Source organism: Butyrivibrio sp. WCD2001, assembly GCF_000424485.1.
Taxonomy (GTDB): Bacteria; Bacillota; Clostridia; order Lachnospirales; family Lachnospiraceae; genus Butyrivibrio.
The window spans coordinates 1-26,772 of the sequence record NZ_AUJZ01000001.1; the positions used below are offsets into that span (position 1 = coordinate 1).

The following is a 26,772-nucleotide window of genomic DNA, read 5'->3' on the forward strand; positions in this document are numbered from 1 at the left end:
TAGGATATCTGAGAGGAGCTGTCCTTAGTACGAGAGGACCGGGATGGACGGACCGCTGGTGTATCAGCTGCATCGCCAGATGCATAAGGCTGGGTAGCCAAGTCCGGAAGGGATAAACGCTGAAGGCATCTAAGCGTGAAGCCCCCCTCAAGATGAGATATCCCTGCTTCGGCAGTAAGACCCCTTAGAGACTATGAGGTAGATAGGCACAAGGTGTAAGCATGGTAACATGTTCAGCTGATGTGTACTAATAGGTCGAGGGCTTGTCCAAAAAGGATATAGAACAGAGAGAAATGGATTTAAGATGAGTATTCAGTGTTCGGTTTTGAAGGCATAGATATTTTGTAAGATAGTCATTATGACTATCTTTTTTTGTATATAAAAATATAATCTGATATACTGTAACGAGTTTTGTGATTAAGGGAGTGAATATAAAATATGTATATGGTAAGAGATGTAAAAATAGAAGATGCAAAACGCTTGTTGGAAATATATGGATATTATGTAGAAAATACAGCAATTACTTTCGAATATGATATTCCATCAATAGAGGAATTTTCTGGACGTATACAAAATATTACAAAAAAATATCCGTATCTTGTTATTGAAGAAGATGGAGAAATATATGGATATGCTTATGCAAATACATTTAAAGATAGAGCTGCTTATGATAAATCCTGTGAACTGACTATTTATCTCGATAAAGATTCAAAGAAGAAGGGATATGGCAGAGCTTTATATGAGACTCTTGAAGCTAGACTTACTGAAATGGGAATCGAAAACCTATATGCATGCATAGGTGATCCTATTGAAATTGATCAGTACTTAAATAGAAACAGTGAAGAATTTCATTCGCATCTTGGATTTGAGACAGTCGGAAGATTTCATAAATGTGGTTATAAGTTTGATAAATGGTATAACATGATATGGATGGAAAAACTGATTGGTTCTCACAATATGTAAGTTTTGAACCAAGTGTAAAAAAGACAGGGCACTTAAGCTCTGTCTTTTTTGTGATTCTTCTCCTTTGCCTCATACATGGCATTGTCCATTTTTTTGAAAAAGCTGTCGAGAGTTTCGTTTTCCTGATCATACATACTGCTGCCGAGTGATAGAGACAGAGTATATGGTCGACTATGTTTTTTTAGATAAGTGGCAATCTGTTCATTTATGGTTGCCATGATTTTATTTAATCTCTCAGGTGTTGTTTCATAGACAATGAGCATGAATTCATCACCGGCATACCTGATCAGCAGAGAATCTTCGGGCTTACTCCTGATCAGTATTTTTGCAACGTCAATAAGTGCTTTATCACCGGCAGAATGACCGTAAGTATCATTTATGGATTTAAAATAATCCACATCAATCATGATTCCACCGATATTTGAATATCTATTAAAAGTTTCAGCTTTATAAAACAGATAGGCACGGTTATAAAGGCCGGTAAGTGTATCTAGGTACGAAAACTCGTTTTGAATTGACATATAAATAGCGGTGATACCTATTGCAAGCGATACCCAGATAAGAGATACACCATAGAAAAGTAATTGCAAAGCGCATCCCAGAGCAATAGGCCCAACCATTAGATATATAGGGAAAAATCGTACTTTTCCATATTTCTTTTGATATTTACTAAGAACAATAATACTGAAGAGAATATATCCGGTGTCTACCAAATAATAGAAATAACTAAGAGGCATTCGGATATAATAATTATTTGAATCCATGTAAAAAATTATAGGAAGGAAAAGATTAATTATAACTATCAGGAGCATTAGTACAGCCGGAATAGATGCATAAATATATATCTTTTTATACCTTTCAAGAGAATGATATAATTTGTAGTCCACATAAAGGCACCAGCAGAAAACAAAGATCGGATTGGCGATAAAACAGAAGGAATTGGCAAGAAGGCATATAATTCTCCAAGCCATTCCGGGCTTTCCATCCGAATAAAAGGCAACAAAATCCACAAAACAGGAAATCAAAGTAAGGATGGCTATGTTAGAGAAAATCTTAAGATCCAATTGATCCTCTACACGCCTGAAGCGACTACTGATTAATAAAGCTATCAGAAGTATTATTCCTATGTAGTCTGTGACTGCTATAGCAACAATATTCATAAAATTCCTCCAAACGGAATTACATAAAGGCAAATTAGTAAACGAAAAATAATATGTTTATTAGATTTTAACATTAACAAAAGAGTTAAAAACTAGACAACTTCTTAAGTTTCTAAAATACTTATAAACAGATTCTTAAAAGACAGTCAATTCGGCTTTCTTTTTTGTTTTTTCTATTTATTTTCAAAAAGTATATGCTATACTGAATTAGGATATTAAATATATATTCAATCGGTTTTTAGTTTGTTTATTAAGTGATTGCAGTTTCTTTTTTCAAAGCGTGAGGTGAAAATATGGAATCAAAAATCTTGCTTGAAAATGGTACAAACGAACTTGAAGTCTTAGAGTTTAGAATTGATGATCATTGCTATGGAATAAACGTTGCAAAGATTAAGGAAATTATTGTATATCAGGAAGTGACGCCTGTTCCGAATGCTCACCCAAGTATTGAAGGAATATTTATGCCCCGCGATACTATGATAACTGCAATCGATTTACGTAATTGTCTTCAGCGAGGTGCATCTAAGCCCGGCGGACTTTTTATAATTACGAACTTCAATAAGCTGGACATTGCGTTCCATGTTGACGCTGTTGTAGGTATTCACAGAGTATCCTGGGCAGATATCATTAAGCCCAATGCCACAATTTCAAAGGCTGAGGAGAGTATTTCCACCGGTATCATCAAACTTGAAGAACGACTGATTATTATCCTTGATTTCGAGAAAATCGTATCTGACATCAATCCTAATACCGGTCTTAATGTGGCTCAGCTCACAGATATCGGAACAAGACAAAGAAACGAAATTCCGATTGTTTTGGCCGAGGATTCACAGCTGCTTAACAAGTTGATTGTTGATTCCCTTAAGAAAGCCGGATATGACAATGTACGTCATTTCGAAAATGGAAAACTGGCATGGGATTATGTCAAAGGCTGCAAGGACAGAGGTCAGCTTGATAAGGTTAAATGTATTATTACCGATATTGAGATGCCGATCATGGATGGACACCGCTTGACTAAGCTCGTAAAGAGTGACGATGATACGAAGCAGATTCCGCTTATTATTTTCTCATCTCTTGTAAACGAGGAAATGAGAAGAAAAGGAGAGTCACTTGGAGCCGACAGACAGCTATCGAAGCCGGAAATCGGTAATTTGGTAGCTGTAATTGATGAACTTGTTCATGCTGATGGCGATGCCAAATAAAGATATATGATGTGAATGATAACTCCCTTTATTGCTTCAGTTATGAAAATCAATTTTCAATGACTGCTACAATGAAGGGAGTTTTATAATTTTGGTGAGGGTTTTATAGACTTTTAGAAGTCTGGTTTCTTGGGGAGTAAGTAACATGAATTCAAAAAATGAAGAGTATTTGGACAATCTTTTACATTCATTGACAAATAATTCCGGTTCGGGAATAGCTAAGACTAAAACCAATCAACACCATTCCGATGATGCTGATTTAAGCGAGGCTATAGGTTATTCCTCCGAGAATGATGATTTAAATGAAATTGGACAGATGCTTGAAAAACTGGATGGCGGAGAGCTTTTGGATTCAGGAATGACAGAGGTTCTGGATGCTATCAGTGCGCCTGCAGATGAGACTTTACATAAATATAAGGTTGGGGATGAAGTCCCGGAAGGCTATGAAAAAGATGCGGATGAGCTTGCATTGGACGAAGCTATTGCAAGAGCTGAAGCCTTGGCGGAGGAAATACCTGAACTCGATGAAGTACCTGCAGAAACTGATGAAGTACCTGAAATAGATGAAGTACCAGGTTTAGAAGAGCCTGCGCCAGCAGGAGATATTCCGATTCTTGAGGATATACCTGCTGTTGAAGAAATACCATCATCAGAAGAAATGCCTATGGAAGATATAGACAAGGTGATGGCTGAGATGGGCATAATGACAGAAGTCGAAGAGACTGTGGCTGAGGAAGCAGTACCAACAGAAGAACTACCGGTACAGGAGGAAATACCTAATGTAGAGGAAGCACCTAGTGTAGAAGAAACAGCTCCATCACAAGATATGACAACGGAAGATATCGAGAAGCTGATGGTTGAGATGGAAAAGGCAGAAGAAGCTGAGCAGGCAGCGGCTCAATCATCTGAAGAAGATGTGTCTTCCGAAGACATAGAAGAGATGATGGCAGAAATGGACATATCAGCAGATACAGAACTGCCTGCAGAAGGTCTGGCTGAAGCAGAACCGGCAGACATAGCAGAAGCAACGCCAGCACAAGAGGAGACTATTGGTCCTGTAGATGACCTCATGGGTGAGGTTGCTATGGAGGTGCCGGAGGATTCAGCTGATGCACTGTTGGAGGTGGCACCTGAGATTCCTATTGCAGATGAGTTTTTGGAGGAAGGAAGCGAGATAACGGATGTGAATCAGTCCACTGAAGATATTTTGGATGAGATGATGCATTCGACACCGGAGGAGGTTTTAGGTAGCAGCGCAGAGAATACGACTGAAGATAATAGCCTTGAGGAACTGGAGATACCTGCTGTTGAATCTGAAGACGCAATATCTGAGGAGATGCTTGATATTGAAGGTATGCTTGATGGTAACAGTGAAGTATCCTCTGACAGCGGCGAGGGTGAAGTATCATTGGATGATATGATGGCGGATCTAAGTGAAGATGCGGCATCACTTGAGGCTATAGTAAACGAAGGCGGGGAGGAAAGTCTTTTAGAGGAGTCAGAGCTTACGCTTGATGATATAAATATTCCAGAGGGAGAAATGATGACCGAGCCCTCAGATGAAATGACAGAAGCAGAGCTTTCATTGAATTCTGATATGCCAGGAGAAGGGGACGGTGCATCAGATGTAATTAGCATGGAAGAAAATGAATTAGCGGAAAGCATGGAACCAACTGAAGATGGTGCGATTGCAGAAGAGATATCGCCTGATGATATTGGTGAGCCTGAAAAATCTACAGAGGATACCGCAGCAATGGATGAAATATCACTGGATGATGTAGGCGAGCCTGAGGATGCTGCTGGAGAGTCTGCAGCAATGGATGAAATATCCTTGGATGATATAGGACAGTCCGTTGAAGCTACGGAAGAATCCGAAGCAGCCATGGAAGATGCAGAAGCTTTGGAGGATATTTCTCTGGAGGACATGGATATTTCAGAGGAAGCTGCAAGCGAAACATCAGAGATAGATGAGACTGCTCTGGAGGATGCAGTTGCAGACTTTGCAGATGCTATGAGCGAGAGCGAAGAGGGCGATGCAGAGGCCGATGATTCAGATGTCAATTTTGAGTCCATGAGCGCAGAGCTCGATGATTTATTAAAAGATGTCGGAGACGAAGCTGCTGAGGATGAAGACATCGGAGCGGATATGGATCTCGACAGTATGCTGGAAGATCTTGGTGGAGATCAGGCAGGTGAAGGAAGCGAGCCTGCGGACGTTGAGATGCCCGATCTTGATGCAATAATGAACAGCCTTGCCAGTGATGACGTTGAGGATATGGAAAACACTGCTCATATCGACGAAAAGGAAGGCGGTGGCGCCGATGAGATAAGCCTTGATGATATGGGTAGCGATGAAGCTTTGTCTGATGGTGGTATGGATGCCGGAGAAGAGGTAAATCCTGATGATATTCTGGAATCCATGGGTGAGGAAGCCTTTGATGAGATAGGCTTTTCGGATGATATTCCGGATCCCGATGAAGTCAATGATAATGGCGGAGATTATGATGAGATTGCCCTTAGGATGGGCGGAGAAGAACCGGCTGACGGCGAAGAGAGCGGAAAGAAAAAGAAGAAAAGGCCGCCGCTTATTTTCCTAATATTTGCTGCACTTTTCAAAGTTTTAACGCAAACTGATGAGGATCTCAATCCTAAATCAGAGGAAGACGAACTTGCCAGTCTGACTGATGAGAATCAACAGGTACTTGATGAACTGGCAGCTGAAGACGGAAAAAAGCCAAAGAAGGAAAAGAAGAAAAAAGAAAAGAAGCCAAAGAAGGAAAAGCCGCCGAAGGAAAAGAAGCCCAAGAAAGAGAAACCTCCGAAACCGAAGAAGGAAAAGAAGCCCAAACCGGACGACGGTGCGCCTGAAAAGGCACTTGCTCCCAAGAAGGTTGCAATTTCCATGTTGTTTGCTTTTAGCATAGGTGTGCTTTGTTGTCTGCCCGCAATTCTTCTTCCGGGAAGAATTATAATGAGCAGGGCGAATAAAGCTTTTGAGAAGGCTGATTATGCAACGGCATATAAGCTTCTTTACGGAAAAAAACTGAATGAGGAGCAAACGCTTAAGTATCATAAGGCAAGAGTAATCGCCGGCGCTAACTATTATTTCGATTCATATGAAAGATTTAAAGCGATGAATATGGAGGACGAAGCGCTGGATATTCTGCTTATCGGAATGAAAAAGAAACATGAAATAGAAACTGAGGCAGAAGAGTTTCAGGTTGCAGGCGAGGTTCAAAGCGTGTATGCTAATATCGAATCGGCACTCACGTCTGTATATGGATTAAGCGCGCAAGATATCGAGGAACTAAATGCCATTGAGGGCAAGAAGGATTACACAAAGCGCATAATGGAAATTACAGGTTCCATAGAAAAGATTATGCCAAAGTCAGAGTGATGATGTCGAAATCCACAATTGGAGATATTGTCGTATGCTGGCTGTAATTGATTATGATGCAGGAAATATTAAAAGCGTTGAGAATGCTTTTAAGTATTTGGGAACCGATATTTGTGTCACCAGAGATCCCGGAGAGATTATGAGAGCAGATCGCGTGATTCTTCCCGGGGTCGGTGCTTTTGGTGACGCAATGAAAAAGCTAAATGAATATAACCTTACGGATGTAATCCGCACCGTTGCCGGTAGCGGTACTCCGTTTATGGGAATCTGCCTGGGCTTGCAGCTTCTTTTTGATTCAAGTGAGGAATCGGAAGGAGTTTCAGGCCTTTCCATTTTACCGGGGAAAATTAGAAGGATTCCCGATAACAATGGCCTGAAGGTACCACAGATTGGATGGAACAATCTGAAATATCCCAATAAGGGAAAGTTGTTTGAAGGAATTGATGAGGACTCTTATGTCTATTTTGTGCATTCCTATTATCTTGATGCTGCGGATAAGAGTATAGTGACAGCGACTACTGAATATGGAGTGACTGTTGATGCATCGGTTGAAAAAGGCAATGTTTTTGCCTGTCAGTTCCATCCTGAAAAAAGTGCTGAAGTGGGAATGGAAATTCTCAGGAATTTCCTTAAAGTTTGAGAGGATATAATATGCTTACTAAAAGAATTATTCCATGTCTGGATGTAAATGACGGAAGAGTTGTTAAAGGTATAAATTTTGTTCAGCTGCGAGATGCAGGTGATCCGGTTGAAGTTGGAAAGGCATATTCCGAGGCAGGAGCAGATGAACTGGTTTTCCTGGATATAACCGCTACTTCGGATGCCAGAAATACAGTTGTAGATCTTGTGAGAAAAGTGGCAGAGCAGATTTTTATTCCGTTTACGGTTGGCGGCGGAATAAGAAGTGTAGATGATATGAGAGCGGTACTTAGGGAAGGCGCTGATAAGGTTGCTGTTAATTCTGCTGCGATAAACAGACCTGAGCTTGTTACTGAGTCTGCAGAGAAATTCGGATCACAATGTGTTGTTGTGGCAATTGATGCAAAACGAAATGAAAATGGCGGCTTCAATGTATATAAAAACGGTGGAAGAATAGATACAGGTCTGGATGCCATCAAGTGGGCAATAGAAGCTGAAAAGAGAGGCGCAGGGGAAATTCTCTTAACGAGTATGGACGGAGATGGAACCAAGGAGGGCTATGACCTCGAGCTTACAAGAGCTGTTGCTGATTCTGTATCAATTCCTGTTATTGCATCAGGAGGTGCAGGAAATTGCGAACACTTTTACGAAGCGGTTACAAAGGGTGGCGCTGATGCGGCATTGGCGGCTTCTCTTTTTCACTACAAGGAGCTTGAAATATCACAGGTTAAGAAATATCTCCATGAGAAAGGAGTCTCTGTGAGACTCTGATGAAAGGATGTGACTAACATGCCAATGATAGCTAATGACTGGCAACTGGCACTTAAGCCGGAATTCAGTAAGGACTATTATAAAAAATTATATAAATTTGTTTTGGACGAATATCATTCGAAGGTGATCTATCCACCTGCGGATGATATTTTTAATGCACTTCATCTTACTCCGCTGCAAAACGTTAAGGTTCTTGTATTGGGACAGGATCCATACCACGAACCGGGACAGGCACATGGACTGTCATTTTCGGTACAGCCGGGGCAGAATATTCCTCCATCACTTGTGAATATTTATAATGAGCTTCACGAGGATTTGGGCTGTTATGTACCAAACAACGGATATTTGAAAAAATGGGCGGATCAGGGAGTGCTTTTACTTAACACCGTTCTTACGGTTAGGGCTCACGCAGCCAATTCGCATAAGGGAAGGGGCTGGGAACAGTTCACGGATGCAATCATACGTGCCTTAAATGAACAGGACAGGCCTATAGTTTACATGCTCTGGGGTAAGCCTGCTCAGAGTAAGGCGCAGATGCTTAATAATCCCAAACACCTCATATTGACAGCTCCTCATCCAAGTCCGCTTTCTGCTTACAGGGGATTTTTTGGATGCAGACATTTCTCAAAGTGTAATGAATTTCTAACTGCAAATGGGCTTGAACCCATTGACTGGCAGATAGAAAACCTGTAAAGCTGTAAAAATTTAGATAGACAGGCACACTTTTTCGTGATAACGTAGTAAAGTGAATTCAAAAACAGGAGGATATTATGAAAAAACCGTTCGTAAACAAAGCACAAGTCGAAGACATTGTACAGAAATACCCAACACCGTTTTATTTATATGACGAAAAAGGAATAGTGGAAAACGCCAGAGCAGTGAAGAAAGCTTTTTCATGGAATAAAGGCTTTCGTGAGTACTTTGCCGTTAAGGCTACGCCGAATCCGGTCCTTATGAAGCTTCTGCAGAGTGAGGGTTGCGGCTTTGACTGTTCTTCTATTACAGAACTTATGCTAAGTAAATCAATCGGTGCCTGCGGAGACAACATAATGTTCTCTTCAAATGACACACCCGCCGAGGAGTTTGTATATGCTGCAAAAATCGGCGGTATTATAAATTTTGATGATATCACACATATTGAATTTGCCGAAGAAGCACTTGGAGGCAAGCTTCCGGAGACCATCAGCTGCAGATATAATCCGGGCGGAGTATTCAGGATGAGTAACGGAATCATGGACAATCCCGGAGATTCCAAGTATGGAATGACTAAGGAGCAGCTTTTCGAGAGCTTTAAGATGCTTAAAGAAAAAGGTGTTAAGCATTTTGGTATTCATGCATTTCTTGCAAGTAATACGGTTACAAACGAATATTATCCGACACTGGCCGCAGGTCTATTCGAACTTGCTGTGGAGCTTGAAAAAGAGACCGGTGCAGATATAAGCTTTATCAATCTTTCAGGCGGCGTAGGCATTCCCTATGAACCCGATAAGGAAGGCAATGATATAGCTGCTATCGGTGAAGGCGTAAGAAGAGAGTACGAAAAGATTCTTACACCTGCAGGAATGGGTGATGTTGCTATTTATACCGAGATGGGTCGATTCATGCTCGGACCTTATGGCGCCCTTGTTACAAAGGCAATTCATGAAAAGCATATCTACAAGGAATATATAGGAGTGGATGCTTGTGCGGTTAATCTTATGAGACCCGCCATGTATGGTGCTTATCACCATATCACGGTTCTCGGAAAAGAGAATGCAGAGGCTGATCATGTATATGATGTTACCGGATCTCTTTGCGAGAATAACGACAAATTTGCTATAGACAGAAAACTTCCCAAGATAGATATGGGAGATTATCTATTTATTCATGATGCCGGAGCCCACGGATTTGCAATGGGTTATAACTACAACGGAAAACTGTGGTGCTCGGAGCTTTTACTCAAAGAGGATGGAAGCGTAGAGCTTATAAGAAGAGCGCAGACACCGAGAGATTATTTTGCTACATTTGATTGTCTGCCTGAATTTGCCGAACTTGATAAAATACTTAAGGAATTTGAGTGATCCAGGATACGCTGCGGGTCAGAGTAATGTGATATGACTGAAATAGATAGTTTTATAAATGATTGCAAAGAGTCGGGGAGTATGAGCCATAACACTCTCAAATCTTACAAATGCGATCTGGATAAACTTCAGAGTTATGTAAGCGAACTGGGAATAACCGATGTGGCGAAGATTTCCGAAAAGGTTCTTAAAGACCATCTGGACAGATTAAAAGAGAAAGGCTATTCTCCTTCGACTATCGCAAGAAATATAGTTTCAATAAAGGCACTGTTCAAGCATTTGGTGAAAATTGAAAGAGTGACTATAGATGCGTCTGAAAACCTTGTTGCACCTAAGGTAGAACTTCCCAAAGCAAATGTGCTCACAAGAAAGCAGGTGGAGGATCTCCTTGGCATGCCTGATGTCAGAACTGCAAAAGGGCAGAGAGATTCAGCGATGCTTGAGCTTATGTATGCTACCGGAATCAAGGTTTCCGAGCTGGTGACAGTGAAAGTATCCCAGCTTGATATGCAGATTGGTAATATTCTTTGTAAAAACAATAAGACGGAAAGAATAATTCCTTTTGATAAGAGAACGAAAGCAGTTTTATCAAGATATCTGCAGGATGGGAGACGCCATCTGATTAACAGAACTGACGAAGAACTTCTTTTCATAAATTATCAGGGAGAAGCAATGAGCAGACAGGGAGTATGGAAGCTTGTTAAAAGCTATGCCCAGCAGGCAGATATAAAGGTTCCGATAACTCCCGAGGCACTGCGTCACAGTTTTGCAGCTCATCTTGTTGAAAGAGGAGCTGATATTGAGGCGGTTCAGATGATGATGGGGCATGTAAGTCCAGTTTCAACGAACAGATATGCCAGAGAAAATCGTGATTATATAAGAGATGTCTATGACAGAACTCATTAAAAGTTCTACATCTGATGCTTTACTACTTCATATTCGTTATTATTCCGATAGAAGGGGCATTCACTTTTTGAATTGCCCATAAGTCTGGCATAGTCGTCTTCATCCATGTTGACTCCGCAGTAGTATGCTTCATCGTCCTCATCATATTCGTAGTAAGTACATTCATCGCAGCGTGTCTGCATATATGTAATCCTTTCAATAAAAGCTATTTCTGTAAAAATTCATACTGGTCATACAGAATCTGAGGAACCTCATTGCCTTCTGTTTTGATCTTTCTGATCATATTGGCAATAGGCCTCATTAGACCATTATGATGTGAGACATGCTTTTTGACAAGCTCACCATACTGAGGGTTGTCCATTAGTTTTTCACGAAGTTCTTTTGAAAATGGGCAGTAAGTAAATATGATTTCTCTTGAAATTTTATTAAGCCTTGGTGATGCGTTTGCTTCAAATTTCAGATAATTCATGTATTCCCCGACAAAAACGTTCTTATAGTTGTTGCTGTTTTTCTTTAAGTCAGTTTTTATCTTTTCTTTCATTTCAGTTGAAAGAGAGTGGTTCTTCTTATAGAACTGAAGGTAATCACAGAACATGGATGTGAGAGAAGGATCCGTGACATCGTTCCAGTGCACGCCCTGCTCTGTTTTGCACATCTCCCAGCGAAATTCACCGCATAGACGTATCATAACATCTTCGAAAGTTTCTGTGTTGAAAATTGAGATGATAAATCTGGCAGGGGTATTTCTCTTTTTTCCTTCGATTTCCTGCCATAGAGAGGCACGGCTTCCGACATTTGGCATCAGAATCATATATGGAGTTACATCTTCATCGATAAATACCTGGGTGACACCTATATCGGGATTGGAGTAGCTTCCCTGCCTGCAAAAAACTGAATAATCGATGGATCTGATATAGTCATAAAAATCATTGATCTTTTTCGCATCTACATAAGCTACATCCAAAGGTCTTGTAACATTTTCAGCATCAAATACAGGCACAAAGGTGGAAGGCCTGCCGTAGGTCATTCTGTTACCGAGAGCAAGAAGGTTCTTGATTTCAAATTTAAGACGCTCGTTTCGGTCGTTTTTCATGGCCTCCATCTGTTCTTCGTTGATATCGCCGCTTGTTTTTAAGGTGCGAAGCGCGGTAAAGTAATCCTCATCGAATTCGTTTCGTGAGGGTTCAAGCTCCATGTTGTAGATTTTTTTAAGCCACTCATAAGCGGTGATAACATACCCGTTCGGATCGGTTTTGTAGGTTTTCATAAGAGCATAGAGCTGCCTGGTATTTTCAAGACCTGCGAGTTCCTCGTCAACAAAACCGAACATCAGAAACATCATTACTTCAGACGGAACAGCAGGATCACTGAGGCTGCGAAGGAATGCAGCCGTGTAGATTGCATAGTAATCGACGGCTACGCTTCGACGTAGAGCACGGCTTTCGTCCGATGTATCATATCTTGAGGAAGTCTTCTTGAATTCGCCTATAATTCTTCGGAAGTTCTCGGTTGCTTTTTCGTCTGCGCCTGCATACTCAAGGATGGTATTGAGTGCATCCTGTATATCAATATCTGTAATGGCTCCGTCTGCACCATTGCGCTTCATATCGGCGGACTTTGCTCTGATCAGCTGCATGGTAGAGCGGAATTTCCCCACATGTTTCTGGAACTCTTTTTTATATTCGGTAAGTTTCTCGCGGCATGCTGCTATAAATGAAATTGCCTCAAGAGCATTCATTATAAAACCGTTGGCAATATCAGAGGATCTTGCATAGCAGGTCTTTTTTAGTAATTCTTCGTTTTCAGCAAGAGTCCGGTAAAACTTTTCCTGCCAGTCGGTAAGTGCCTGTGATTGTACGGGTGGCTTAACATTATCAAGATCAGGAAAGTCTTCAACCTCAAGCCCAACGGAAACTGCCAGCATAGGATATTCTGCTTTGTCTGTGTCAAGTTGCTCATAGTCTTGTACTGCCTGCAAAAAATCATTTTCTAACTTATCCAGGCATAAAACTACAGTTTTGACGGATTGCGCAGCCAAAATTGGTGAAATTTTAGGGTTGGAACTAATTATTTTATAGATATCATCAATGGAACCAAAAGGGTATGAGAAAACAGAAGATTCTTCATTGGCTGTATAGGTATAGATATATTCATCACCCGGATGTTCTCCGACACCAAGAATTCCGCCAATTCCGACTTCAACGGATTCACCTTCTATAGCTATGCAAACAGAACCCTTTACTACAATCTCTAGAGTTTCTACCTTATCTCCGCATTTGTGTAATACTTGATTTTTAGCTAATGCTATTAGTCCCATATTGCCCCTCTTTGAAGAAAAATTTCATCATATCATTATTATAAACGAAAAACTGATAGCAATTCATTAAAGTTTGGTAAAGATATTTCAAAATCTAACGAAAATCGCGGTTTACGGGCCAAAAAAATCTTGAAAAACAGACCTCAAAAATATATATTTAAAGTAACACTAGGGAGGAGAGTTGATGTACTTTTCGGGTATATCATTTCTCCTTTTGTGTTTTATGAGGAAGGCTCCTTTTGAGGATTATTTATGCAGTTTACATATCAGTTTGATGTCGCCGGTATAATGGTACTAATGACAAGCTTAATATGTGCATGGATTCGTCCTAAGCTTATGAAGAACTTTAGTTTTAGTCTAAAGCTTCTTATTTTGTGCGCCATTGCCTATAATGTTCTGGATTCTGCCACAGTTATTCTTCTTCAGATAGCAAATCCCCGGACCTATTATGTTACATATATTCTTTTGCTGGCATATTTTTGTGTTCTGTTCCTTATTCCTTATTGTGCTACAAAGTATTTTTATGAATTGTGCGGAGAAAAGATAAACAGACTGTTCATGGACGGCGGACTTGCGCTGATGATAGGGCTGGCTACGTTTGGTAATATTTTCTTTGATCTCTTTTTTACCATGGATAGAAATACTATGGTTTATGAGCATGGACCCGGAGCATGGCTGACATCTATATATTATCTTGTATGTTCAAGCTCAGTCGGTGTCTGTGCTGTAAGGCATTCCAGATACCTTGGACGCATAAGGAAAAGGCTTCTTATTACGGTTTTTATTATTACTGTTTTTAATCTGATTTATCAGACATTCCTTCCTGAACAGTCACTTACAGGACTTGTCATTGCACTTGCTGTTGCCATGACAATTGTTGTTTTTTGCTTTGTGGACGTTACGGTTGATGAGCTTACAGGGCTAAACAACAGAGCCGGATTTATTCGATCCTGTGATGAACTTATGCATAAGCAAAAAATGGATGGATATGCAATGGTCAAAGTTCAGGTTTATCACATGCAGGAGCTTAATGAGCGCACAGGACTTGAGAACGGGGACAGGGTGCTGATGCTCCTTGCTGATAACATACAAAGATGCGTTGAAAATGCAAAGCATAAAGCGGTATGCGGCAGAATAGGCGGAGATACTTTTGCTGTTCTTACTGATGAAGAATTATCAATCAGTACAATGGCAAAAGCGGATTTGTCTGAGTCAATAAGAAACCCTCTTACCGGCCTTGATTATGCTGTATCTTTCTATGCCGGCGTTTACAGACTTGAAGAGGACGATACCGATATCAACAAGATGCTTGATCATGCGGGATATGCTTTGAAATGGGTTTCCGGTAATTTTAAGACCAATGTTGCGTTCTATGATGATGATATCAGGAGAGAGGACGAGCATAGAAAATCTGTGGAGCAGAGGGTAAGGGGAGCTATTCAGGACAGAGAGTTTAAGGTATATCTTCAGCCTGTATGCGACACTATGACCAGAGAAAGAGTTAGTGCGGAAGCTCTTGTAAGATGGATTGATTCAAAAAACCAGATGATCAATCCTGCAGATTTTATTCCGATACTGGAGAAAAACGGATTCATAACGGAATTGGATTTATATGTTCTTGATGAAGTATGCAGAATTTTGAGGGAGTGGATCAACCAGGGAGTTGATGTGGTTCCGGTTTCGGTTAACTTTTCAAGAGTTGATGTGGATCACCATGGGATTGTGGAAGAGATTATCGCTACGGTTGATAAATACAGACTCGATCATAAACTGATTAAGATAGAGCTTACTGAGAGTGCATTCAATGATAATATCGACAGTATTATTACCATGCTCACGAAGCTGCGGGAAAACGGATTCATCGTCATGATGGATGACTTTGGAAGCGGATACTCTAACCTCAATATGTTTAAGGATATGCCCCTTGATATTGTGAAGATAGATATGTATTTTCTTAGGAATATTGAGAACAGTGAGAAAGGACTTATTGTTCTTGAATCGGTTGTTCAGATGGCTAAAAGACTCGGCCTTCAGATCGTTGTTGAAGGTGTGGAAACCCAGGAGCAATATGATTATATCAGAAAGCTTCGCTGCGAGATGATCCAGGGATTCTACTTTGCTAAGCCGATGCCATCGGAGATATTCCCGGATCAGATTACAGCGGGATGAATTGTTACTATAAACTATGACTTTGAGTAAGAAGAGCTGTTTTGGCAGCTCTTTTTATTATGTTCTTTTTCTGATATAATCTTCGTTCGTGGGGACTGTATGCTATACAGGTAATTTGAACCTGTATATGTGGAATGGAGTATTTTTAATGTTCGACAAATTATTAAAACAGGCTGAGCACGCAAACAATGAGGAAAGGCTTAAGATAGGTGTTCAGATTATAACAAGAATATTTGGGATTGAAGCATTTGCAGGTATAGCTTCTTACATTCTTGGGCTTTTTTTAGGTAAAATTACAAATAGTGTAGAGGTTGAAATAATATCAATATGCTTTTTGATTCCGATGTTTACACTATGGTTTTTTCTCATTGCTGACAAAAAAGAAAAAGAATCCGGTGAGGTTTGCTATGACGATAAAGGTAATGACGAAAAAGTTAATGATGAGAATGATTACAGTGTGGTGAGCGGCTATGGAACGATGCCTCATTTTAGCTCTATGTATAGGGAATATCAGATAAAACACATACTATCAAAACATTCATTTCATCCGTTTATTCGCCCGAATGGGAAGAAGTCTGGAATAATTCGTGTCAGTGAAGATGATAAGTGGGTATGTATTTTCGGTGCGTATTATCCTATAGACCTGATCTGCGGATACAATAAGACAAAGAATGAAATATATGCTATTGACGGAACAATAATAAAGCTTCCTATAAGATGCAAACTTCGCAGTGCAAGTACCGGTATTGAGGAATTCTTCGAAGACAGAGGTTTCTATTATAAATCAATGCCCGGCAAAGCTGAAGTTAGATTTGAGGCTGCTCTTGACAGACCTCGCAAAGACCTTTCAAGGGCAGATTGGGGAATGGTTCGTTATCAGTGGGAAAAAGCTATTGCCGGCAGCAGTAATAAGGACGGAAAAATCGGAGATGATTTCTTCGAGAGAGTTCTTACGGATGCTGAAATCGCCAGAGTGGTAAGGGCTATTGGAAAAGGAGAGGGAAGTCTTTCTTATTATACGGATTTTGAGAAGTATCAGAATGAGTTTAGCGTATGTAACGGAATCAGACTTATTAGCGTGATCGGGAAACAGGCAAAATATGATGAAATGGATTTCCTTTTTAGATGCCTTGAAGATGTTGATGAGACATATTTCCTGATGGCTGTTGAAGTTCTAAAAAAATCGCCAAGAACAAAAGTCCAGGAGAAATTGGAAGAAAAGGCAAGGATTGCCTATGAAGAATATGATGTCCAGGAACTTGGCGGCTTATTATATCTGGCAAAAGTAATTGGTTATGATATACAGTATGTTAAAAAGATAAAAGAAGCGCAGGAAAAAGGTGACTTGTCATCAAATGCTGCTTTGGAGTTCGAGGTGGATGAGAAGGAACTGCTTGGAAGTGATTATGTACAGAGATTCAGTCCCTATGCTTATCAGTACAAGAAGGTTGAATAACAGGCGTTTTGGCATACTCATTGATGGGTGATATGCCTCTTACAAGATCATAAATGTTTGATGCGGCTATAGTCTCACTAAGCAAGCTATAGGCGTTTTCATCAAGTGTCTTATAGGCATCAGAGAGCGTGGAAATAACAGGAATGCGGGAGCATTCCTGTATTTTTTTCAGCAAAGGAGAGGCGCTTTTTCTAAAGCCAAGAACGCGGGCATAGGAAGTAAATGCGCTTCGATCGGGTGAATACAAAGACATTTTTTCTGTGGTCATTCCAAGAAGAATATGCAAAAGAGCCCTGCTTATCCTGGTATAGGTAAGATCCTTTGATTTAAGAAGTGCCGTAAAATCTGAAAAAGAGGTGTACTCTGGAATTTTTCCGGTTATCTTATCAGAGAGATCAGGACTTACATCAAGATATTTCTCAAAACCGTAGTCTTTTTCGCTTATAAGCTTGTAATGAAGAAGCTCGGAAAAAATATCGGCGGAAATAATTTTTAAATTTCCGTCCGGGTAAGAACTTTCTAAATAATTTTTGATGTCTGATGGAAACTGTGAAAGCGCTCCTGAGAATTCTTCTGAGGAGAGGTCACAGTTTTCGAGAATGTTTCTGATCGCTTTTGCTGATGAGAAATATTCTGCATCCGGACTTATACCCATATCATCATAGGATGCACCGACTCTTTTTATGGCATAGGGTTTGATAGAGCTGTTTTGCAGAAAAAGAGCCTTAATATACTCGGTTCCAAGAATGTCATTGGGAGTAGAGATAAGGGATAAATTTATATTATCGGTCCCATCGGCAGATGCGGAAACTGATAAAGCATTTGATCTTGCGGCAGCGTAGTTCATGCCTGCTTTCAGATTGTCTTTTATACGTATGCTGAGTTCTTCAGACTCATCGGCAAGAACGCGGGCCACTTTTTTCATGGAATCAAGATCTGCTGACTCAGAACCGAAGCCAAGGTAGTCTATGCATCCAAGATTATTTAAAACAGAAACAGCTCCGCCGGCAAAAAATTCTGCGCTGGATGTGCTATAATATATAGGCAATTCAAATACAAGGTCGGCTCCGGACATGAGAGCCATTTTTGTTCTTGTATATTTATCGAGGATTGCTGGAGCACCACGCTGAGTGTAATCGCCACTCATGACAATTACAGCATAATCAGCTCCGGTCTCTTCTTTCAGAGTCCGAAGCAGGTATTCGTGTCCCTTGTGAAACGGATTAAATTCAGCAATGATTCCGACAGTCTTCATAAAAAATATATTATCATGGAGGTTTAATAATGAAAATACTGGTTATCAATTGCGGAAGTTCATCACTTAAATTCCAGCTTATTGATTCAGAGACAGAGCAGGTACTCGGAAAGGGCATTTGTGAGAGAATCGGCATCGACGGAAGGATTGTATTTACTCCCGGTGATGGCGATAAGATTACAAATGATACTGCTATACCGGACCATAACAAAGCTATTGAGCTTGTAATAGCTGCACTTACAAATAAGGATACAGGAGTTATCGCATCACTTGATGAGATAGGTGCGGTAGGTCACAGAATTGTGCATGGCGGCGAGAAGTTTACCAAGTCAGTTGTTATCGATGAGGAAGTTATCAGAGCTATCGAAGAGGTTTCTGACCTGGCTCCTCTTCACAATCCTGCAAATCTTATAGGTATAAGAGCATGTCAGAAGGCTATGCCCGGTGTTCCTATGGTAGCCGTATTTGATACAGCTTTTCATCAGACAATGCCCGAGGAGGCTTATCTCTACGGAATTCCTTATGGACTTTACGAAAAGTACAAGATCCGCAGATATGGTTTCCACGGAACAAGCCATTCATATGTAAGTAAGAGAGCAGCAGAAATGCTTGGCAAGGATTACAGTGAGCTTAAGACCATCGTTTGCCATCTCGGTAACGGCGCATCCGTATCAGCAGTTAAGAATGGTAAGTGTGTGGACACTTCAATGGGACTTACCCCTCTTGAAGGACTTATCATGGGAACGCGAAGCGGCGATATCGATCCTTCTGTTGTTGAATTTATTATGAAAAAAGAGGGCTGCGACGTATCCGATGCAGAGAATATCCTCAATAAGAAGTCCGGTGTTTATGGTCTTTCAGGTGATGTTTCCTCAGACTTCAGAGATCTTGAGGATGGTTACAACAATGGAGATAAGGGATGTATTCGTGCAATCAACACCTTCTGCTATAGAGTAGCAAAGTATATCGGTTCATATGCAGCAGCTATGGACGGCGTGGATTGCATCTGTTTCACAGCAGGTGTCGGTGAGAACGGACCTCTTGTCAGAAATATCATTTGTAAGAGACTTGGTTTCCTTGGAGTAAAGATAGACAAGGATGCCAACGAAGTTCATGGAAAAGAGAAAGAAGTATCTACATCTGATTCCAAGGTTAAGGTACTTGTTGTTCCCACAAACGAGGAACTTGCAATTGCAAGAGATACAAATGAACTTTGTAAGTAATTGATAATCTTTTACAAACGAACAACGAAATAAAACGGAATAAGAATTATCTTTTGAGCTCCCGGCATGATAAAACATGCCGGGAGTTTTTATGCATATTTACGGGGGTATTTATGCTTATTTAAGATTTTTATGAAGTCAAAAATAGTAGAATTAATGAAGGATAGTGAAATGTATCATGGATAATTATCGGAATATTTGCATGATCAAGTATCCGGAAAAGGACTATTTATGGCGGAAACAAATTATCAATTCAAGGAATTTATAAAAAGTGAGATAAAAAAATACAAGGGAGTTTATTTCCCTATTAAAGCTGGCAGATGGGAAAGATTATTGATAACAGAGCTACCGTGTTCAAGCCTTCATCCCAATCCCGATGATGAGTTTTGCTCAGAAAGTATTGGGCCGAGCTTCAGGATTATTTCTGAATATGAAAAAAAGATCAGAGATAACCTTAGAAAGGAGCTAATGCCATTTTCAGAGCCGATTATTGTCGAAAAAGTGAGACCGGACGGTTATCTTATCCTTAATGGGCATCATAGGTGGGCAGCTGCAAGAAATGCGGGTCTACAGAATGTGCCTGTAGAAATTGTAAACCTTACACAGGAAGATGATATAAGAAAAATGCTTAAAAAATCAGACAGGCAAAAGAGAGTAACCTTTGATCTTGATGAGGTTGTGTTTGCAGATGAAGGCTCAGACTGCGAGGTTTTGAAACGATCTTTATTTTCGCATAAATTCGAGGAAAAAATCCGTCTGGGAATACCGGCATTATTTCATTTTCTTCGCATCAGAGGATATGATATATGGATTTTTACTTCAGAGTATTACTCAATGGAATATATTAGGAAATTATTGAATAAATATTCTGCAAAGGTAGATGGAATAGTGACAGGTACAGCAAGAAAGGTTGGGAATATTGAGGAACGAAAAAAGAATATCGAAGAACTTATGACAATGAAATATAAGGAAACTATAAATATAGATAATGAACAGGTTGTCCGGATTATTAAAGATACAAAGGATTTCGAACAATATGAGTTAAGCAAAGAGAGTAATGAGTGGTCAGCTATGGTGATGAACATAGTTGAAGGATTTGACACTAAAGGGGAAGAATAAGGAGATGCCGGATAAAAGTGAAGCAAAAATGAGGGTCTCGTTTGATTTGGATGAAGTGCTTTTTGTAAATCCGGATTTCGTTAAAACCGAACCTGAATTAAAATTTCCGTTTAACAAAATATATAAGGAGAGGCTGCGACTAGGCACCCCCGAGCTGATAAAAAGGCTTCAGGATATGGGATATGAAGTCTGGGTATATACGTCATCATTTCGTACTGAGAAATATATAAGCAAATTATTTAAGCATTATGGCGTAAAGTTTGACGGTATTGTTAATGCAGACAGGCATTTACGAGAAGTCCAGAGAGATAACGGGACCACCCTTCCTCAGAAGCTCCCAAGCAGATATAGGATTTCACTGCATATTGATGATGAAAATATTGTTTGTACCTTGGGAAGGCAATATGGTTATACCGCTTATCAGGTAAAAGGACAGGATGAAGAGTGGACAGAGAAGGTAATTGAACGTGCTGAACAAATAAGGCAGATGAATATGAGGGAATGAAGAATGATTGACAGAGCGCAGGAAGTTTTGAAGATAAGTAATCTAGATATAAGTATATCTATGGGGAAGGAAAAAATACATGCCATAAGAGGGCTTGATCTTATCCTTCGAAAAGGTGAAACGGTTGCACTCGTTGGTGAATCGGGTTCAGGCAAGTCGATCACCATGAAAGCTGTAATGGGTATTTTGCCTGAAGGTTCCATTATCAATAAGGGAAGTATTATCCTAAAGGATGGTGAGAAAGAGATAGATATTCTAAAACAATCACCATCTTATCTAAGGACAAATATCGTCGGAAAAAGGATTGCTATGATATTTCAGGATCCTATGACTTCCCTGAATCCCACTATGACAATCGGTGGTCAGCTTAAAGCGGCAATTCTTGCTCATGCAAAGCTTTCAAAGGATGAAGTCTTTGAAAAATCTGTCACCCTGCTTAGGGAAGTTGGTATAACCGAACCTGAAAGAAGACTGAAGCAGTATCCTCATGAATTCTCAGGTGGAATGAGGCAAAGGATAGTCATAGCAATGGCTTTGTCATCTGATCCCGAGATTCTTATTTGTGATGAGCCGACTACTGCGCTGGATGTGACGATACAGGACAAGATACTCGATCTGATTATAAGTCTTCAGCAAAAAAGAGAACTGTCAGTAATATATATAACCCATGATCTTGGAGTGGTAGCAAAGACATCAGACTACGTAAATGTCATGTATGCCGGAAGAATTATAGAGTGCGGGACTATAGTTGACATTTTCTACGATCCGAGACATCCGTATACCTGGGGATTACTCTCAGCAATACCGGATGTAGGTGACAGTCACACGGAATTATATTCAATACCGGGAACGCCTCCGGTTCTTACAAAGGAACCCGTAGGGGATGCTTTTGCAAAAAGAAACCCATATGCACTGAATATTGATTTCAAAAAGGAAGCACCTTTATTTAAGATATCAAACAGTCATTATGCAGCAACCTGGCTGCTCGATGAAAGGGCGAAACCTGTAAGTCGTCCAAAGGAGCTTGAAGAGAGAATTCAGAGAATGAGGATGGAGGCAGCTGCGTATGTCAATGAGTGATACAAGGGCGAGTGAGCCACTTCTTAAAGTCGAAGACCTGATTATGAGATTTGGAAATGGCAGGAATTCTTTTACCGCTGTAAATAAAGTGAGCTTTTCAATAAACAAAGGCGAGATATACGGACTTGTCGGGGAATCTGGTTCCGGAAAATCCACGATAGGTAAGTGCGTCATTGGACTTAACAGGTCAACATCCGGAAAAATATATTTTGAGGGCAAGGAGCTTCGTTCCATATGTCCTGAAATCCAGATGATATTTCAGGATCCTATGTCATCACTTAATCCTAAGAAAAAGATTAAGGATATAGTTGGTGCCGGACTGGATATCCATAAACTGTATTCTTCCATGGAAGAGCGGGATGGCATGATAAGTGAAGTTCTTGAAACTGTAGGTTTGTCAAAAGAACAAGCAGAGAGATATCCCGGACAGTTTTCCGGTGGACAAAGGCAAAGAGTTGGAATAGCAAGAGCCCTTATTATGAAGCCGAAGCTTATTGTGGCCGATGAATGCATAGCTGCTTTGGATGCATCTGTCCAGGCCCAGATTGTAAATATGATATCGCGAATATGCAGGGAAACCGGTACTGCATTTCTTTTCATTTCCCATGACCTGTCAATGGTAAGGTATTTGTGCCAGAGGATAGGCGTTCTTCACCGCGGCTATCTTCTCGAGACCGGAGAGGAAGAGGAGATTTTCAAAAATCCTGCGCATCCCTATACACGCAATCTCCTTGCCGCCAATCCAATTCCAAATCCAATTGTTCAGTTTAAGAAGAATGAGCATTATGACTATGAGACCTCCGGTATTCTCTATGAAAATGGATTTTGGCATGATGTAAATGGCAACGAAAAACATAAAGTATGGTGCACGGACAGTGAATTTGAGAGATGGGGGTTATCGATATGAGTAGGTATGTAAGCAAAAGATATATTGCGTTGCTGACAGTTGCTCTGATAGTTTTCTGTGCTACGGCCTGTTCGGGTGCAAATGAAAGTGCGGACATAGATGCGGAGAAAGAACTCAATATCGGATTTGCAAATTTGCCTATTACGATGGATGCGCAGATGGCTTTTGATTCAGCTTCCACTGATTACCTAAGGCCAATGATCTCAACACTTTTCAAAGATGTAAACGGTGAAATTAAAGAGGATCTGGCAGCAGGTTATGAAGCATCTGAAGATGGGCTTATCTACACGATAAAGCTGAGGGACGATATAAAGTACAGTGACGGAACACCGATAACAGCGGAGGATTTTGTTTATGCTTTTCAAAGAATTGCAGATCCGTTATCAGGAAGCAGCGCAATTTTTGTCTTTCATGATATTTGCGAGGTGAAGAATATACAGGCAGTTAATGAGGGACAGCTACCTTTGTCGGAACTAGGGGTCTCTGCACCTGATGACAGGACGCTGGTGATAGAATTGGAAAGACCATGCCCATATTTTATCAGCACTCTTGCAACTTCATGCAGTGCACCCTGCAGCAGATCTTTTGTTGAAAAATGCGGGAGCCTTTATGCCACAAAGGCCGAATATATTTTAGGAAGCGGGCCATTCTACATAGATCGCTATGAACCATTTGATACCCAGGTTCATTACAGTAAGAACCCCTATTATTACGATTCTGAGGCAGTACAGCTTTCTGGTATTTCAATAAGATATGTACAAAGCGGCCAGCAGGCGATGATGTGCTATGAGAGTGGTGCACTGGATGTTATAAATCTTTCAGGTTCTATACAGGAGCTGGCAGAAGATGACGAGAACGTTACAGAGAATGCTTCAGGAAGCATATTTTATATGGGTACGGTTCCGGCTCATAACAGCGCACTCAAAAATAAAAATATAAGGCGTGCACTTATAAAGTCAATTAACCGGGAAAGTATTGTAAGAAATATAACAAAGAGAGGAACTGCACCGCTGGAAAGGTTTGTTCCCGAAAACTTCAGTCTTGATACCAACGGAAATGACTATGTGAAAGAGCCGGGTGAATATAGCGATGTATGTGCCTATGATAAGGAGAAAGCGCTGGAATACTGGCAGCAGGGACTTGATGAAATAAACACAAAAGCACTTGAGCTTTCGCTAATATGCAGACCCAATGATGAAACTGTGATAGAGATGATTATTAATGAGTGGGAGAATAATCTTCCGGGGCTAAGTATTGATGCAAAGGTTATTCCTGCCAAGCAGTATTGGGATGAACTGGATAAAAAAGAAAATGATCTATATGTAGCCGGGTGGGGAGCCGATTATTCAGATCCCAATACATTCTTGTCACTATTTATATCTACGTCGAAATATGATTATGCGGACCTTAAAAGCGAAAAATATGACAAGCTTTTAGATGATGCAGTGATTGAAACAGATCCTACTCGCAGATTCGAAATGCTTCATGAAGCAGAGGATTTGCTGATGGAAGAGAGTCTCTATTTTCCTATATATGCAAAAGGGGATGCATGGCTGATATCCGGCGGGGTTAAGGATGTGGTGTTTAACTTTAACGGCTCGACTTTGGATCCGACGTGGGTTTCTAAGAATAGGTAAAGGAGAGAAAAATGGTTAAATATACTATCAAAAAAATATTGATATCAGTTTTATCTCTTATCCTTATAATTTTTATACTATTCATGCTTATGGAATTGATGCCCGGATCTCCGTTTAACGATGAGAAGCTAAGCGAAGAGCAAAAGCAGGTGCTATATGAAGCTTATGGGCTGGATAAACCTGTCATATACCGATTTGGAGTATATATGATAAATATGCTTCATGGGGATTTTGGTGATAGCTACAGCATTTCGGTTAATACTCCTGTTGCGTCGCTTATCAGCACAAGACTACCGGTTTCCATGCAGGTAGGAGGTGCGGCAATGCTTATCGGAAGCATTGCGGGGCTTGCACTTGGCTTTCTTGCAGCATTTAACAGAGGAAAAGCCATGGACGTAATATGCATGATAATCAGTATACTTGGAGTGTCTGTTCCCTCATATATTTTTGCTATATTACTGAATTATTATGTCGGATTTAGATGGAAAGCTTTGCCTCTTCTATATGATTTCAGAATTCCGGTAAGAACCTCCATTATGCCTGTGATTGCACTTTCAATAGGCGTTATGGGAGTTGTTATGAAGTTCACAAGGGATGAAGCAACTATGGTTCTTAAGTCAGACTATGTGCTCTTTGCAAGGAGTCAGGGGATTTCGGAGAAAGAGATATTGTTTGGGTATGTTCTTCGTAATTCAATGATTCCTGTAATAACGGTGATGGCAATGCTGTTGGTTTCACTTCTTACGGGATCTCTCGTTACAGAGAGAATTTTTTCCATACCGGGAATTGGGGCGCTTCTTACCACCGCAATAACAGCTAATGACTACAACGTGGTAATAGCACTGAGCTTTGTTTATGCGGTTATATATGTGGTTGCAAGACTTGTTCTGGATCTGGTTTATGGACTTATAGATCCCAGAATACGAGTATCCGGAGGTGCCGGTAAGTAATAACAGAGCCGGTTAAAAGTAGCTTGATTAAGAAAGGGTAGAACTATGGCAATCGAAAAATATGAGGATGGTTTTACTGCGGAAGATTTTGAAGTGGCGGTCAGAACTGATGATATGGAGATAGATACTACCTTCTCGGGTGAAGGAAGGTTTAAAACTGCGCTCAGAAGATATAAGAGGAATAAGGCAGCAATGTTTGGGCTTATTACACTAACTATACTTGTTCTTGCCAGTATACTTATTCCTGCTCTTTCGGGAAAAGCGATAGATGCACAGAATCCGGATCGAAGCTTTGTAGCTCCTAAGATACCCGGAATTTTAAACGGCTCGGAGAGAATACCTTATACAACTGGAGAGAGAACAGTTAATAAATATGAAGAACTTTCCATAGATGACACGGCCTATTTATTTGGAACCGATCAGCTGGGAAGGGATCTGTTTTCGAGATGCTTCAAAGGCATGCAGGTGTCTCTTCTTATTGCCTTGGCAGCAGGCATGATTTCACTGGTTATCGGTATGAACTACGGAATGATATCCGGGTATATAGGTGGAAAGACAGATCTAATCATGCAACAAATAGTGGACGTGCTTAGCAGTATTCCCACCCTTGTGGTTGTAACGCTTTTGATGCTGGTATTTAAGCCCGGTATCAGTTCTATTATCATAGCTATTATGCTGACTGGCTGGATGGAGATGAGTATTATTGCCAGAGCTCAGGTATTTAAGCTTAAGGACAGGGAATATATTCTCGCTGCCAGAACACTTGGAGCGGGCGATTTCTTTATTTTGTTCAGGGAAATACTTCCCAATATTTTTGAATCCCTGGTAACTGAACTTATGGTGTCCATCCCAACGGCAATCTTTTTTGAAACTTTCCTCAGCTTTGTGGGACTTGGACTTCCTGTTGGAAGCTGCTCCCTTGGAAGACTTATTTCCGAAGGTTTTGATAATTGCCTGATCCACCCATATACACTTATTCCGCCTATGATACTTCTTGTCCTTCTGATGATATCGGCAAATCTTGTGGCAGAAGGACTAAAGGATGCGTTTGAGTAA

The 26,772-nt window shown here is 40.5% G+C and carries 22 protein-coding genes and 1 rRNA gene; 19 read left to right on the forward strand and 4 right to left on the reverse strand.

Annotation, left to right across the window (positions count from 1 at the left end):
- Both G630_RS0100005 and G630_RS0100010 read left to right on the forward strand, forming a co-directional pair.
- Positions 1–271: ribosomal RNA gene (locus tag G630_RS0100005) — 23S ribosomal RNA — on the forward strand; the annotation flags it as partial.
- Positions 272–444: 173 nt separating this feature from the next.
- Positions 445–963, forward strand: a complete 519-nt coding sequence (locus G630_RS0100010) for a GNAT family N-acetyltransferase (RefSeq protein ID WP_330363730.1) — start codon at positions 445–447, stop codon at positions 961–963.
- A gap of 32 nt (positions 964–995) precedes the next feature.
- Here G630_RS0100010 and G630_RS0100015 read toward each other — a convergent pair whose 3' ends face one another.
- Positions 996–2,123 (reverse strand): GGDEF domain-containing protein, encoded by a 1,128-nt coding sequence (locus tag G630_RS0100015; protein WP_026497361.1) that lies wholly within the window; start codon positions 2,121–2,123, stop codon positions 996–998.
- Between the two features lie 293 nt (positions 2,124–2,416).
- Here G630_RS0100015 and G630_RS0100020 point away from each other — a divergent pair, with 293 nt between their 5' ends.
- From G630_RS0100020 to G630_RS0100050, 7 genes are all read left to right on the forward strand, one after another.
- Positions 2,417–3,325, forward strand: a complete 909-nt coding sequence (locus G630_RS0100020) for a chemotaxis protein (RefSeq protein ID WP_022760247.1) — start codon at positions 2,417–2,419, stop codon at positions 3,323–3,325.
- A 145-nt stretch (positions 3,326–3,470) separates the two neighbouring features.
- Positions 3,471–6,722 (forward strand): hypothetical protein, encoded by a 3,252-nt coding sequence (locus G630_RS0100025; protein ID WP_026497362.1) that lies wholly within the window; start codon positions 3,471–3,473, stop codon positions 6,720–6,722.
- 34 nt (positions 6,723–6,756) lie between these two features.
- Positions 6,757–7,362 (forward strand): imidazole glycerol phosphate synthase subunit HisH, encoded by a 606-nt coding sequence (gene hisH, locus G630_RS0100030; RefSeq protein ID WP_026497363.1) that lies wholly within the window; start codon positions 6,757–6,759, stop codon positions 7,360–7,362.
- 11 nt (positions 7,363–7,373) lie between these two features.
- Positions 7,374–8,132 (forward strand): imidazole glycerol phosphate synthase subunit HisF, encoded by a 759-nt coding sequence (gene hisF, locus G630_RS0100035; protein ID WP_026497364.1) that lies wholly within the window; start codon positions 7,374–7,376, stop codon positions 8,130–8,132.
- A gap of 18 nt (positions 8,133–8,150) precedes the next feature.
- Positions 8,151–8,825 carry a uracil-DNA glycosylase gene (locus tag G630_RS0100040; RefSeq protein ID WP_026497365.1) on the forward strand — a complete coding sequence of 225 codons (675 nt, stop codon included), beginning with the start codon at positions 8,151–8,153 and terminating at the stop codon, positions 8,823–8,825.
- A 74-nt stretch (positions 8,826–8,899) separates the two neighbouring features.
- Positions 8,900–10,192: a diaminopimelate decarboxylase gene (locus G630_RS0100045; protein ID WP_026497366.1), complete on the forward strand. Its 1,293-nt coding sequence runs from the start codon at positions 8,900–8,902 to the stop codon at positions 10,190–10,192.
- Between the two features lie 33 nt (positions 10,193–10,225).
- The gene (locus G630_RS0100050; protein ID WP_026497367.1) at positions 10,226–11,098 is read left to right on the forward strand and encodes a tyrosine-type recombinase/integrase; all 873 of its coding nucleotides are present in this window, start codon (positions 10,226–10,228) and stop codon (positions 11,096–11,098) included.
- 5 nt (positions 11,099–11,103) lie between these two features.
- Here the strand turns inward: G630_RS0100050 and G630_RS24945 are convergent, their stop codons facing one another.
- On the reverse strand, positions 11,104–11,280 hold the full coding sequence (locus tag G630_RS24945) for a DUF6472 family protein (RefSeq protein ID WP_022760242.1): 177 nt from the start codon (positions 11,278–11,280) through the stop codon (positions 11,104–11,106).
- Positions 11,281–11,303: 23 nt separating this feature from the next.
- Complete coding sequence (locus tag G630_RS23140; protein WP_049946017.1) at positions 11,304–13,415, reverse strand: hypothetical protein; 2,112 nt, start codon at positions 13,413–13,415, stop codon at positions 11,304–11,306.
- A gap of 252 nt (positions 13,416–13,667) precedes the next feature.
- Between G630_RS23140 and G630_RS0100065 the strand changes: the two genes are divergently transcribed.
- On the forward strand, positions 13,668–15,584 hold the full coding sequence (locus G630_RS0100065) for a GGDEF domain-containing protein (RefSeq protein ID WP_026497368.1): 1,917 nt from the start codon (positions 13,668–13,670) through the stop codon (positions 15,582–15,584).
- A gap of 148 nt (positions 15,585–15,732) precedes the next feature.
- Complete coding sequence (locus G630_RS0100070; protein ID WP_022760239.1) at positions 15,733–17,040, forward strand: hypothetical protein; 1,308 nt, start codon at positions 15,733–15,735, stop codon at positions 17,038–17,040.
- Here the strand turns inward: G630_RS0100070 and G630_RS0100075 are convergent.
- Positions 17,003–18,295, reverse strand: a complete 1,293-nt coding sequence (locus tag G630_RS0100075; RefSeq protein WP_022760238.1) for a tRNA(Met) cytidine acetate ligase — start codon at positions 18,293–18,295, stop codon at positions 17,003–17,005. The genes G630_RS0100070 and G630_RS0100075 overlap by 38 nt on opposite strands.
- 29 nt (positions 18,296–18,324) lie before the next feature.
- Between G630_RS0100075 and G630_RS0100080 the strand changes: the two genes are divergently transcribed.
- The 8 genes from G630_RS0100080 (at position 18,325) to G630_RS0100115 (ending at position 26,772) form a co-directional block, all read left to right on the forward strand.
- Positions 18,325–19,518 (forward strand): acetate/propionate family kinase, encoded by a 1,194-nt coding sequence (locus G630_RS0100080; RefSeq protein WP_026497369.1) that lies wholly within the window; start codon positions 18,325–18,327, stop codon positions 19,516–19,518.
- 231 nt (positions 19,519–19,749) lie between these two features.
- Positions 19,750–20,637 (forward strand): ParB/RepB/Spo0J family partition protein, encoded by an 888-nt coding sequence (locus tag G630_RS20085; protein WP_049946018.1) that lies wholly within the window; start codon positions 19,750–19,752, stop codon positions 20,635–20,637.
- Positions 20,638–20,641: 4 nt separating this feature from the next.
- On the forward strand, positions 20,642–21,142 hold the full coding sequence (locus G630_RS0100090; protein ID WP_026497370.1) for an HAD family hydrolase: 501 nt from the start codon (positions 20,642–20,644) through the stop codon (positions 21,140–21,142).
- 3 nt (positions 21,143–21,145) lie between these two features.
- Entirely contained in the window at positions 21,146–22,222 is a 1,077-nt protein-coding gene (locus tag G630_RS0100095) for an ABC transporter ATP-binding protein (protein ID WP_022760233.1), read from the forward strand.
- Positions 22,209–23,129: an ABC transporter ATP-binding protein gene (locus tag G630_RS0100100; protein ID WP_330363732.1), complete on the forward strand. Its 921-nt coding sequence runs from the start codon at positions 22,209–22,211 to the stop codon at positions 23,127–23,129. The genes G630_RS0100095 and G630_RS0100100 overlap by 14 nt, the downstream gene beginning before the upstream one ends.
- A complete protein-coding gene (locus tag G630_RS0100105) occupies positions 23,126–24,766 on the forward strand; it encodes a peptide ABC transporter substrate-binding protein (RefSeq protein ID WP_026497372.1) in 1,641 nt (546 codons plus the stop codon). Before G630_RS0100100 ends, G630_RS0100105 begins: the two co-directional genes overlap by 4 nt.
- 11 nt (positions 24,767–24,777) lie before the next feature.
- Complete coding sequence (locus tag G630_RS0100110; protein WP_022760230.1) at positions 24,778–25,716, forward strand: ABC transporter permease; 939 nt, start codon at positions 24,778–24,780, stop codon at positions 25,714–25,716.
- A 45-nt stretch (positions 25,717–25,761) separates the two neighbouring features.
- Entirely contained in the window at positions 25,762–26,772 is a 1,011-nt protein-coding gene (locus G630_RS0100115; protein ID WP_044958355.1) for an ABC transporter permease, read from the forward strand.